This window comes from Candidatus Nitrosopumilus sp. (assembly GCF_040878665.1).
GTDB lineage: Archaea > Thermoproteota > Nitrososphaeria > Nitrososphaerales > Nitrosopumilaceae > Nitrosopumilus.
This window is the reverse complement of sequence record NZ_JBBDLU010000003.1, coordinates 73,365-85,741: the sequence shown is the minus strand read 5'-3', so window position 1 is coordinate 85,741 and position 12,377 is coordinate 73,365. Positions and strand designations below refer to the sequence as shown.

General features: G+C 28.8%; 12 protein-coding genes. 4 read left to right on the top strand and 8 right to left on the bottom strand.

What is annotated here, in order from left to right; all coding sequences use genetic code 11:
• Positions 1–43 precede the first annotated feature (43 nt).
• The 6 genes from WDZ98_RS03045 to WDZ98_RS03020 form a co-directional block, all read right to left on the bottom strand.
• A complete protein-coding gene (locus WDZ98_RS03045) occupies positions 44–1,177 on the bottom strand; it encodes an N-acetyl sugar amidotransferase (protein WP_368056970.1) in 1,134 nt (377 codons plus the stop codon).
• A 95-nt stretch (positions 1,178–1,272) separates the two neighbouring features.
• The gene (locus WDZ98_RS03040; protein ID WP_368056969.1) at positions 1,273–1,953 is read right to left on the bottom strand and encodes a hypothetical protein; all 681 of its coding nucleotides are present in this window, start codon (positions 1,951–1,953) and stop codon (positions 1,273–1,275) included.
• A 294-nt stretch (positions 1,954–2,247) separates the two neighbouring features.
• Complete coding sequence (locus tag WDZ98_RS03035; protein WP_368056968.1) at positions 2,248–3,156, bottom strand: NAD-dependent epimerase/dehydratase family protein; 909 nt, start codon at positions 3,154–3,156, stop codon at positions 2,248–2,250.
• A 39-nt stretch (positions 3,157–3,195) separates the two neighbouring features.
• Complete coding sequence (locus WDZ98_RS03030; RefSeq protein WP_368056967.1) at positions 3,196–3,624, bottom strand: N-acetyltransferase; 429 nt, start codon at positions 3,622–3,624, stop codon at positions 3,196–3,198.
• Positions 3,625–3,629: 5 nt separating this feature from the next.
• Entirely contained in the window at positions 3,630–4,712 is a 1,083-nt protein-coding gene (locus tag WDZ98_RS03025; protein ID WP_368056966.1) for a DegT/DnrJ/EryC1/StrS family aminotransferase, read from the bottom strand.
• A gap of 9 nt (positions 4,713–4,721) precedes the next feature.
• A complete protein-coding gene (locus tag WDZ98_RS03020) occupies positions 4,722–5,144 on the bottom strand; it encodes a GNAT family N-acetyltransferase (protein WP_368056965.1) in 423 nt (140 codons plus the stop codon).
• A gap of 75 nt (positions 5,145–5,219) precedes the next feature.
• On the opposite strand from WDZ98_RS03020, the gene WDZ98_RS03015 reads away from it, so the two are divergent.
• The 3 genes from WDZ98_RS03015 (at position 5,220) to WDZ98_RS03005 (ending at position 8,629) form a co-directional block, all read left to right on the top strand.
• On the top strand, positions 5,220–5,972 hold the full coding sequence (locus WDZ98_RS03015; RefSeq protein WP_368056964.1) for an acylneuraminate cytidylyltransferase: 753 nt from the start codon (positions 5,220–5,222) through the stop codon (positions 5,970–5,972).
• A 95-nt stretch (positions 5,973–6,067) separates the two neighbouring features.
• Positions 6,068–7,114, top strand: coding sequence for an N-acetylneuraminate synthase family protein (locus tag WDZ98_RS03010; RefSeq protein WP_368056963.1), 1,047 nt, complete (start codon positions 6,068–6,070; stop codon positions 7,112–7,114).
• A gap of 18 nt (positions 7,115–7,132) precedes the next feature.
• Positions 7,133–8,629 carry a hypothetical protein gene (locus WDZ98_RS03005; RefSeq protein WP_368056962.1) on the top strand — a complete coding sequence of 499 codons (1,497 nt, stop codon included), beginning with the start codon at positions 7,133–7,135 and terminating at the stop codon, positions 8,627–8,629.
• Here the strand turns inward: WDZ98_RS03005 and WDZ98_RS03000 are convergent.
• Positions 8,624–9,613: a polysaccharide biosynthesis protein gene (locus WDZ98_RS03000; protein WP_368056961.1), complete on the bottom strand. Its 990-nt coding sequence runs from the start codon at positions 9,611–9,613 to the stop codon at positions 8,624–8,626. The two genes, WDZ98_RS03005 and WDZ98_RS03000, sit on opposite strands and share 6 nt — an antisense overlap.
• Positions 9,614–9,683: 70 nt before the next feature.
• On the opposite strand from WDZ98_RS03000, the gene WDZ98_RS02995 reads away from it, so the two are divergent.
• Positions 9,684–11,093 (top strand): sulfatase, encoded by a 1,410-nt coding sequence (locus tag WDZ98_RS02995; protein ID WP_368056960.1) that lies wholly within the window; start codon positions 9,684–9,686, stop codon positions 11,091–11,093.
• A 16-nt stretch (positions 11,094–11,109) separates the two neighbouring features.
• Here the strand turns inward: WDZ98_RS02995 and WDZ98_RS02990 are convergent, their stop codons facing one another.
• Positions 11,110–12,234, bottom strand: coding sequence for an N-acetyl sugar amidotransferase (locus tag WDZ98_RS02990; protein WP_368056959.1), 1,125 nt, complete (start codon positions 12,232–12,234; stop codon positions 11,110–11,112).
• Positions 12,235–12,377 lie beyond the last annotated feature (143 nt).

Here is a 12,377-nt window from a genome sequence, read left to right as displayed (position 1 = left end):
TGATACTAAAAATTTAAATTTCCTCAATATGTTTAATATTTAGTTATATGTTGTCATAAATTAATTTCTCAATATTCCCATTTTCATCTCTAACTAAACTACCTTTTGCATCAGTTTTGAATAATTCTTTGTTTGCAAATTTATCTACAATTTTATAAAATCCTTCTCTAGTAATTTCCATATCTTCTAGAAAGTCTTGCATATATTTTTCTGGAATTTTTCCTTCAAATTCTTTCACAAGTTTTAATCCTTCTTCTCTAGTAATTTTTCCTGCTCTAATATCTAACGAAGCATGATCCGTTGCTCTTCCGTATCCAAATTTTATCCATTTAAAATAATCATGCATTCCAGTAAATTTGGTATCTAAATTTTCCCAATCTGTATAAGTTCCCTCTTTTGGTTCTGGATTTCTACTAAATCCTAACTTTTCAACAGTTTCAAGAATTTTGTCAATATCATATTTTATGTATTGTCCAAGGAAAATTCCTGTAACTCCCACACGTTTAAGCTCTTCATCTGATGGATAGTTGTATGCTTTAAGATCTTCAATGTCAATACCATGTTCAGTCATTATGGTTGGTTTTATCTTATCAAACCAAAAAACTCCATATTTTTCTAACCATTCTTTATCCATTATCATTCCGCCACCTGGTCCACCATATTCCATTTGAGGATTTTCACCCCAAATTATCAAAGGTACTTGGTATGCCACAGCTACTTGAAATGGTACTGTGAAAATTCCAACATGTTCAGGCCAGTTTACATCACCTAGTTCGATTAATCCAAATTTTTCCATTTTTTTATAAATATGTGGATTTGGAGTAAACTCAATACAATCAACACCGATATTTTTAATATTTTCAATATTTTTTCTTCCTAATGGAATAAGATCCCTTGGATGAAAATTAACTAGTAATGGTTTCAAACCAAATTCATTTACAATAGTATGAACTTGAAAATGAGAATCTTTTCCTCCGCTAATTGGAATTATGCAATCATATTTGCCGTTACCTTTACTTCTATATTTTTCTAGAATTACTGCTAAATCTTTTCTTCTTGAATCCCAATCAATTTTTTCTTTTTTTTCAGGAGCTTTGCAAGCATCACATATACCATTTTCATCAAATATTAACAATGGTTTTGTATCTGGATAAAGACATTTTTTACAATATTTCATTTAATCATGTTTTCATTAAGTCATATATTATAATTGTTTTACTTTAAAAGGCTCTGTCGGGTTATCGAGACCTGAAATATACAGTTACAAAAGCGTTAAGATGTGTTTGGTTTTGCAATCAAGACGTGTACCGGGAAAAATGGGGTGATATACGAGCATTTAAGATCCGTAACTGTATATTGCCAACAATGTTTTTTTAACAATTCCGGCAAAAAATTTTTCCGCTTCCTGTGTTTGTAATAATACATCTTTGTTGCAACTCCCAAAATATCATTTTTAACAAGTGCTGTGATGGTACTTGGATTAATTATCATGTGGGGTTCTTGCAAGATAAGTGATTCCATCTGCTCCTTGGTTGACTGGATACTCCTAAAACCCAAATAAACAACCTTTCCATAAAGATTTGTTTTATATCCGTCTGCATGTGTGAACTCAATATTACTACCGTATAACTTTGCAAGTTTTATCAGGTTTGGGTGTTTGCTATACCCTGTCATTTTGTTTTTAACTCCCATGTGACGTAGGAACAACAGAGCATTTCCCGCTGCATCCAAACTCGGGCAGATGATTTCCTTATCTTTTGGTATGACATCTTTTATGACATCATATATTTTTTGCAATACCAAAAACGAATTAATTTTCATCTGGGATCTATAAAGGCGTGTATCTTGAATGAATATGGTGTCCTCATCAGCACGCTGTAATACCTCACAAAATCCGGACTGAACTAGTTTTTCTAATGTGGGGGGGGGGCATGCAATAATGTTTTCTTGCATTGCACATCCATCCAATTATCATTTTCTGGACCATATTTTCGGGTAAATTCTTTTAGTACATATAAAAAATGTTTTATCTTGACCAGTTCAGAAACGATATTTATCTCACCTTTCATTTTTAGCCCATGTGAATTTTATTCGGTATTAATAAAAGCTTTATTGATTCTGACACTTAATTCTTAGGGTGATTCTGTTTTTGATGTCCCAACTTTTGACATGTAGAAGATCTACACTAAACACCAGATAAGTTGACAGAACTCTAAAAAATTCAGAAATAGAATGAATTTTTATCAATCATGAGATAGTGCTTTTTTGTTTTTCTATCACTTTCAAGATACCTTCATCAAGTGATATTTGAGGTACAAATCCAAGAATTTCTTTTGCTTTCTGAATATTTGGGATTCTTACCATGATTTCATTTCGATTTCTCTTGGATTCTTCAAAAGGTATGAATTTTACATCGCTTTTAGAATTAGCAATTCTGATTATTTTATGTGCTAGTTCTTTAATTGAGATGGGTTCTGTGTTGTTTCCAATATTTATCAGCTGTCCATCTGCTTTATCTAATGCCAAAGAAAAAGCATTTGAAATATCTGTTACATAACAAAATGCTCTAGTCTGTGTCCCATCCCCATGTACAATAATATCTTCATTTTTAATTGCTTTACTTACAAATTCAGGTAACACCCAATCGGTGGCTTGTTGATCTCCATACACATTAAACAACCTAAACATAGTATATTGTAAACCGTAATTTTTTGCATAAGCTTTGATGTATTCTTCTGCAGCAAATTTACTAATTCCATAAGTAGTTATTGGAATAGGTTTATCTTTTTCATCCATGGGAATTTTTACAGGCTCTCCGTATACTTCTGATGATGACGAAAAAATAATTTTCTTAATTTTATTTACTCTACATGCTTCTAAAACATTTTTTGTACCACCCATGTTTGTATCTAAAGTCATCACTGGATTTTCTTCTGTATTGATTACTCCCAATGTTGCTGCAAGATGAATAACAACATCACAATCTTTAATGGAATTAATTACATGCTCTGCATTTTTTATATCTCCTTGGATAAATTTATTATTCAACTTTTCCGATTTTTTAAAATCAAAAATTTTTACATCATGATTTTTACTTAAATTACTGACAATATTAGAACCGATAAATCCATTTCCACCTGTAACAATTATCTTCATAATTAATTTGTCTAAAATCTTAATATAAAAATTGAATGACTAGATTTTTTCCCTTAAATCTAATTCATAGGTATGTTGAATCATTTTGAATCCAAGTTCTTGAAAATATTTTGTATATTTCTTATTTTTGGGACTTATATTTGCCAAGAATCTTCTTTTGGGATTTAAATTCATCAATTCTTTTATTATATTTGAGTATAAAGAATCTTTTTCATTTTTTTTACATAAATGAATTCCAATTTCATTTTGTTTTGATAGATAAATTGAACCTATTTTTTTATCTTCATAAATAATTATATACCATTTTGAATATGGTTTTGATTTAACAAATTTTACATGTTCTTCCCATGTTGGCATTCTTTTATGTGAAATATTTGCAAGTGGTCTTCTTTGTTCAAGTAATTCAAATAAGAACTTATAATCTTCCTTTTTAACTGGTTTCAACATGATTTTTTTTATTGAATTCATGGTGATCACTGATTTAATTTATTAATTATCGAAATAATTTTTGTAACATTTTTTTCAGATAAATTTGGATGAGTTGGAATTGATACGATACTTTTTCCAATATTTTCTGTTATGGGTAATTTTATTTTAGAATTTTTGTACATTGTCATTTCATGTATGGGTTTGTAATGAATTCCTGTTTCAATTCCTGCATCACTCATTTTTTTCATAAATCTCTCTCTATTGTCGACACATATCCAATAGAAATGATATGCACAGTCATTGTTAAAAGGCATCTTTTGTTCAACTTTAGTTTCTTTAAAATATCGAAAAGCAATTTTTTTTCTTTTTTTATTTAAAATATCTAGTTTTTTCAATTGTACAATACCTATGGCAGCTGCAAATTCATTCATGTAAAAGTTCCATCCAAGTTCAGATATGTCATATACCGAGTCATGACGATTTGTAATGCCACACCATCTTCTAACTTTCAAAGTTTCTTCTTCCATTTTTTTTTCAAGTCCATTTAATGTGATAGCTCCTCCTGTAGGCATTGCTAAATTTTTTACTGGATGAAAACTAAAACAAACAGCATCACCATGTGCTCCGATTTTCTTTCCTTTGTAACTTGTCCCAGCTGCATGTGCTGCATCTTCAATTAACTTTAAATTATTTTTTTTACACATTTTTTTAATTTTTTCTAATTCACTTGGGAAACCTGCAAAATGAACAGGTAGAATTACTTTAGTATTGTCATTAATTTTTTCTTCAATCTTTTTTGGATCAATACATAAAGTATTTTTATCTACATCTACAAAAACTGGAATTCCTCCATTGTAAACTACTGCATGAGCTGTAGAAACAAAAGATAATGATGGAATTATGACTTCTTTATTCTTAATATCCATTAATGATAATGCTAAATGTAATGCTGAAGTCCCATTGTTTACCGCTATACATGAACCTGCATTAACGTATTTTCTGAAATTCTCCTCAAATAATTTCACATTTCCACTACCTGAACCTGAAGCCCAAAATTTACTTCGTAGAACCTTGATAATTGAACGTTCTTCGTTTATTCCAAACACTGGATCAAATAACTTAATCATGTTTTTCGTCTATTTTTTGTTTGAATTTGTTATCTCATAAGTGTATTGAATTAATTTGAATCCATTCTTTTTGAAAAATTTGATTGATTCTTTATTTTTAGGATTAATGTTTGCAAGATATCGTAAATTGGGATTCTTTTCTATTAACATTTTTAGTGCACATGAACCAATTCCTCTACCTTGAATTCCTTTTTTGATAAAAATCCCTACTTCGTTTTCAAATGTCAGAGATACTGTTCCTATCTTTTTATCTTCATGAATAATTATATACCATTTTGAATATGGTTTTGATTTAACAAATTTTACATGTTCTTCCCATGTTGGCATACCCTTATGAGAAATGAATATTTTGGATTCTCTTTCACTCAAAAGTTCATATAAGAATCTAATATCAGATAGTGTTATTTTTTTTAATTTTAAGGCTGAAGCCATGATAATAATTATCTCTTATTTTTCAATCTTATAATTTTTTAACATCTAAATAGCCTAATTAAGTGCATTATACAATTGGATTCAGTTGCAATAATTCAAGCTCGAATGTCTTCTACGAGACTTCCTAAAAAAATCCTAATGAAAATTAATGGTGTATCAATCATTGAATCACTATTAAATCAATTATCATATTCAAAATTTTTATCAGGAAAAATTATTGCAACTTCTGACGAAATATCTGAATTACCGTTAATCAAACAACTTGATTTTTTAAAAATTTCTTATTTTAGAGGCAGTCATACAGATGTATTAGATCGATATTATCACTGTGCGAAATATCACAATATTAAGCAAATTGTTCGAATTAGTGGTGATGCCCCTTTTATTGACCCATGTGTTGTTGACAAAACTATAAATTTTTTTAATAATTCAAATTTTGATTACGTTAATAATTTTAATGATAAAAATAGATATCCTGTTGGTTCAGAAGTAGAAATTTTTAGTTTTAAAACACTTGAACGTGCTTGGAAAAATGCTCAAAAACCATCTGAACGCGAACACGTAACCTCATACATTTACAATCACCCTGAAGATTTTAAAATTGGACATCTGGAGTATCCCTGTGATCTTTCGCATCTACATTGGACAGTTGACAGAATAGAGGATTTAGAATTTGTTAGAGCTGTCTATAAGAATATAGATAAAAAACCAATTTTGGTTGAAGATATCTTAGATTTACTGAAAATTAAACCTCATTTATTAGAAATTAACAAAAACATTGATTCTCACGAAGGTTATACAAAATCACTTGAAGCGGATAAAAATTAGTAATTTGAATGATTTAGTTAATTTAACTATGTTCAAAAACTATTTTTTCAATAAAAGTATTTTATCTTCAAATGATTTTAATTTTTATTGATAGTATGACAGAACTAGATAATCCTAATCATGTATTTGTAATAGCTGAAGCTGGTTCTAATTGGAAATGTGGAACTTTTGAAGAAGATCTGCAATGTGCTAAACATCTAATTGAAATTGCTGCAAAAAGCGGAGCTGATGCAGTAAAATTTCAAATTTACAGACCTGAAACTCTATATGCAGAAAATGCTGGTCAAAGTGATTATCTCTCTGAAAAAGGAATGAATCAAGAAATTAATGATATTTTTAAAAATCTTTCTATGCCTTATGAAATGATTCCACAGTTAGCTGATTATTCAAAACAACATGGAATTGAATTCATGTCCACTCCTTTTTCTGTTAAGGATGCTGTTGAAGTAAATCCTTATGTATCAATTCATAAAATTGCATCATATGAAATCAATCATGTTAGACTCTTAGAATTTCTTGCAAAAACTAAAAAACCTATCATAATTTCTACTGGTGCTAGTACGTTTGAAGAGATTGATTTTGCAGTAAATTTGTTGAAAAAAAATGGTAATGAACATATCAAAATTTTGCAATGTACTTCAAAATATCCTTGTCCAATTAAAGCACTCAATCTTTCGGTTATTCCTAAAATTAATTCCCGATATGACTTACCTGTAGGTCTATCTGATCATAGTATTGATCCAATTCTTGCACCTATTATGGCTGTAGCATTTGGAGCGATAATTATTGAAAAACATTTTACGATGGATAGAACTCTACCCGGACCTGATCATCCATTTGCATTAATTCCTAATGAATTGGAAATGATGGTCAAAGCTATAAGGAATGCTGAACTTGCAAAAGGATCTGGGGATAAACAAGTTCTTAATGAAGAATTGGAACTCAAACAATTTGCTACGCGTTCTCTCCAAGCATTAAAACCTATAAAAAAAGGTGAAACTCTTGTAGAAGGAGTTAATTTTGATGTTCTAAGACCCGGAAAACGGTCAAGAGGTATAGAATCTAGATTTTTAGAATCTGTTAATGGAAAAAAATCAAAGATTGATGTTGATACCGGAGATGGGATTACGGATTTTGAGTAATTTGGTATTTTGATAAAAATGAAAGATAAAATTCTTTTTTGGATAGATCAAACCTTAGTTGATTATGGTACTGCAAAATCTCTCCAAGAAAATCATGACTGTGATTTGTTTGCAATTATAGATATCACAGACAGAACAAAATTATTTTTTCAATCTCAAAAATTTGTAAATTTTAAAAAAATTTGGTTTTATCATGACTATTTTAACATTAATTCAAAACCTGATATTGATTATTTGAAATCATTTGAAAAAAAATATGATATTAATTTATGGCTTTTAGCATATAATGAAAGAATATTCTACAAATTCAATGATTACTTCAAATTTACAGAAGAAAATGTTTTATCGATTCTAGAACAAGAGTGCAAATTATATGAAAAGATTATTGATGAAATCAACCCAAATTATGTAATTATGAGTCAACCCCCATTTCATCATAATTATCTATTCTACAAAATCTGTAAAGTGAAAAAAATCAAAATCTTAATCTTAAAACCAGTACGAATTGGTTACAAATGTATAATAGCTAATGATGATGAAATGTTAGATTACAAAATAACTAAAAATATTTCAGTCAATAGAACTTTTGATGAACTACTTGACTATCATACAAATTTTAGTCTTCATAAACAAGGAGTAGAATTTGAAGAAAAATTCCAAAAATCCAAATCAGGATTTTTCAAAGCTGTATTTCAATTTCTTTTTATATCTGATAACAGCAATGTCAAAACCCATTATACATATTATGGAAGAACTAAATTGAGAGTACTTTTCAAATCTATCTTATATCAATTAAAAACAAAATATAGAAAAAATTTTATTAATACAAATTTACCCAAAAAAATTGAACAACACTTACCTTTTGTTTATTTTCCACTCCATATAGAACAAGAGCGTTCACTTTTGTTACTGGCTCCTTATTATACTAATCAAAGTGAAGTGATCAAAAATATTGCTCAATCTTTGCCTGTTGGATACAAACTAGTTTTAAAAGAACACCCAATGATGTTTGCACGTTGTTGGAGATCTATCTCTGATTATAAACAAATCATGGAAATTCCAAACATAATTTTTCTTCATCCTTCTGCAGATCATACACAACTTTTAAAAAACTGCTCATTGGTTGTAACAATTTCTGGAACCAGTAGCTTTGATGCTGCAATTTATCAAAAACCTTCAATTCTTTTCGTTGATACCGCATTCTCTACATTACCATCTGTTTTTAGATTGAAATCTCTTGAAGATCTTCACTCCGTAATTAATCAGGCATTAAACACTCAAGTCCAAGCTTCGGATGTAAATGAATACATAAATTTTATTGAAGACATTTCATTTGATTTTGATTTTGATGGATTTGTTCAACTCTTTGCAGATTATTTCTATTATGGAGGTTCTTTGGTTGATACTGAAATTTCGTTAGATAAGATGGCCAAATTTTTAGAACAACACAAAGAAAAATTTGAGTTATTATCTTCTGAATTTATAAAGAAAATTGAAAATTCTAAAAATTTATGAAATAACTAATTTTTCTGTAGTTAAAATTTGTTTTAATTTTTCTTTTGATAATAGTTCAACTTTATCTGATGAGTATTGTTCTGATAAATTAGATAATTGAAATTCAGGTAATAGTTCATGATCTTGGGTTTGTTTATCGAATATTACATAATCATCATTATTTTCATACGTATTTTTTAATTCATCTTTAATAATCAAAGATTCATGAATTTTTTCACCAGGTCTAATTGAAATTATTTCCGTTTCAGTTTTACTATTTAATAATTCAAGAATTACATCTTTCATATCTCCAACTTTATATGCTTTAATTTTTGGAATAAAAATTTCTCCTCCAACTCCTTTTGAAATTGCTCTAAAAATTAATCCTAAGGCTTCATCCATGGTAATGTTAAATCTTGTCATTTCAGGATCTGTTATAGTAATTTTTTTACCTGATCGAATTTGTTCTACTAATGTTGGAACCAATGATCCCCTACTACCTAACACATTTCCATATCTAACACAACTAAATTTAGTATCATGAAATCCTCTATAATGATTTGCTGATACAAATAATCGCTCCATTAGTAATTTGGTAGCACCATATGTATTCAATGGAGAAACAGCTTTGTCAGTTCCGACGGCAAGAGCTATTTTTACATTATTTTCTAAACAACTGTCAATCAAATTTTGTGTTCCATACACATTTGTTTTTACAGCTTCAAATGGGTTGTATTCTACTACAGGAACATGTTTTAATGCAGCTGCATGAATTACTATATCTACATCTTCTAAAGATCTAGATAATCTTTCTTTGTCTCTAACATCTCCAATAAAAAATCTTAATCGTTTATCTGATAGTTTAGATCTCATCTGAACTTGTTTCCATTCATCTCTACTAAAAATTCGAATTGTATCTACGTCTGTTTTTAGAATTTTATTTACTAATGCTGTTCCTAATGACCCAGTTCCACCAGTAATTAGTACTTTTTTACCATCAAACAAGATATTGGTGTTTTTATTAATTGAGTAAAAAACCTTGCCTTTATAACATGTTTACATTTATTTTTATTAAATGACTATTCCAGAACCAAATATTTTATTTTTAGTTCTTGATTCATTTAGATCAGACAAATGCGTTGGAGAAAATAAAACTGCAATCACTCCAAATATCGACTCATTAATTAAAAATGGAATTTATTTTCAACAAAATATTAGTTCTGCTTTTTCAACTTTGTTATCTACTTCAAGTATTTTGACTGGGCTTTATCCATTCCAGGCTTTAAGAAGTGATCGAAAAAATATGAAACTATTTTCTAATACTACATACATTCAACTTTTAAGAGATTTTGGATATTATACATATGCTGCAATTCCCAATGCACTTGAGTTTTGGGGATTAGCAAAACATTTTGAAGATAAATTTGTACCAAGTTACAAAGAATTAATTTTGTCAACAGGCTTTGGTGAAAAAGTTATTGATCAATTAAATTCTAAAAAAATGAGAGAACCGTGGTTAATGTATGCCCATACAATGGATCTTCATGAATTAGGCGAACTTCCTGAATCATTCAATGATTCTAAATTTGGATTAAATAGATATGATCAAATGCTTTCATCTGTTGATATTTGGATAGGAAAAATTTTACAAGAAATTAATTTAGATCAAACTATAGTTATTCTTACTGGTGATCATGGTTCTGATGAAGCATCTTATACACCATCAATGAAGTTTGTAAATTATGATAAAAAACCTCTCGATTTTGATATTAAAGCACAGAAATTTGTTTCAAATACCTTTTGGTTTAAACCTAATCTATCCCCAAAATTAAAATTTGTTAGAAATATGATTGGAAAATGTCTTCGACTACCCCAAAGCATACTTACAAAAATTCGATTTGTTCAAATAAATCGACAAAAAATCAGCATCCATGAAAAACGAATTTTAATGCATGCAATAGCTGATGTTGAAGAGATTTATGATAATTTAATTCGAGTTCCCCTAGTTTTCTCAGGTTATAATATTCCAAATGAAATTGTTATACAGAACCAAACACGCCTAATTGATGTTTTTCCAACAATTTGTGATTTGATAGGATTGCCTCCAAGAAAGGATAAGATTCATGGAAGAAGTCTGAAACCCTATTTTGATGGAGAAACCATGGATGAATTACCCGTAAGAATTGAATCTACTCCTAAATGGTTTGCTCCAACAAGTAAAGATCAACTTGGTATCAGAACTTCTGAATACAAATATTTCCGTAATAGAAATGATCCAAAAAAAGATGTATGTTTGTTTGATTTGAAAGTTGATCCTTTCGAAGAAAAAAATATTGCTAAAAAATATTCTCATATAGTTCAACAAATGGAAAATATTTTATCTACACTTGACGATGATTTTGCTTTGCAAGATGATTTTGAAGATATGAATGAAGAAACCAAAGAAAAAATTGAAACTGAATTAAAGAAATTAGGATATATTTAGAAAAAATAATTTATAATTAAATATTTACATAATCCCAATAAGTATTTTGCCAATTCCCATTATGATCTTTTTTCCACATATTACCTCTAAATTTTTCTGCTACACTCCAAAATTCTTCTATTGGAATATCTAAATGATTACATAATTTTTTTACGTATATATCAGCACATTTTCCATCATATTTTTTTACTAACTCTAATCCTTCTTTTCTAGTAATTCTTCCATCTCTAATTGCGTAACATGCATGATCATTTGCATGTCCAAATCCAAATTTTATATTTTTTAACATTTGACTAACTTGTGTTAAATCACTATCGATTTGTGCATACGGAACAAAAGTTCCGATTGTGGTTAGATCAAATTCATCAGAATGTCCCTTAAATCCATATTTTAATGCAAATTCTGCATTGTGGAAAAAAGACCATTCTTTAAGATAGTATTGTATCCAAATTGCTTTATATTCTTTTTCTTCTAAATTTTTTCTATCATAATGATACATGAATAAATCTCTATCTTCAATCTCATCATCATCCAGATATTCTTCCCAGCCTGTTCCAAGTGTGTTTGATTCATTTACTCTTAATGCATTTCCATCTGTCCCTAATCCCGTGAGAGTAACTCCTAAAGTTAAGGCTCCGTTTTCTCCTTGAATTATTAATGGAATGTCAAATTGATCTGCAATAATATATGCAGATGAATAAAGTGCATACTCAGTAATTTTTTGTGGATTTAGATATTTATAAAAATCTCTCCTCATCATTTTTTTCATTATTTTGGGATTGGGACGTAATGAAATAACATCAAAACCTAAATTTTTTAGATTTTCAATATTTTGTTTTCCTAATTCAGTAATTCCATCTGGTTCTCCATTAACTAAAAGACATCGTAAACCTAATCTATCACGTGCAGTAATTGCTTGAAATGTACTATCTTTTCCTCCACTAACTCCTATAATACAATCATAACTTGATCTTGTATTTTTTTTAGCCCATTTTGCAATATCTTGTAATTCTTTTTCTCTTGATCCCCAATTAATATTTTTTTTTTCTTCTTCCCAAAGACATGCACCACATATTCCTTCTTCATTAAAGTAAACTTTTGGTCTAGTGTCTGGTTGTATGCATTTTTTACAAACTCTCAATACATGTAAAATCAGGTAATTCTAATTAAAAGTGTTTAAAAAGATTTTTGAAATTTATGTTTAATCAAGAATAAATAACATTTTTTGAGATTTTAATGTTTTATACAAATCAATTAAATAGAAATTCATGATTAAAGTAAAAA